This window comes from Cupriavidus sp. 05T313 (genome assembly GCF_056396665.1).
The window spans coordinates 1-310 of sequence record NZ_JBFTLX010000734.1 but is presented as its reverse complement, the minus strand read 5'-3'; the positions used below and the strand labels follow the sequence as shown (position 1 = coordinate 310).

At 58.7% G+C, this 310-nt stretch carries 1 protein-coding gene; it reads right to left on the bottom strand.

Annotated elements, in window-relative coordinates:
- Positions 1 to 255: helix-turn-helix domain-containing protein (locus tag AC1DKD_RS42610; protein ID WP_477144922.1), on the bottom strand; the 255-nt coding region annotated here is incomplete at its 3' end.
- Positions 256 to 310: the final 55 nt, after the last annotated feature.

Below are 310 nucleotides of genomic sequence, written 5' to 3'. Positions count from 1 at the left end.
GAGCAACGACGGCCGTCCACGGGCCATGGTGCGCAGCGCGTCGATGCCGCCTTCGTCCAGTCGCGCCTTCCACGTGTACACCGTCTGCCGAGCCACGCCCACCGCAGCCGCAACCTCCGCGACCGGCTTGTTCGCTAACAGCATCCGTCCAGCGCGAACCCGCTTTCGGTCGCTTCGTCCATCTTCCCAGCCATGCAATCGACTCCCGATCAACGCCTTGGTCAGATAACGCGTCAGACTCAAATCGGTTGTCATGATTTATACGCGTCAGACTCAAATCGGTTGTCATGATTTATACAAGTCTCAATAG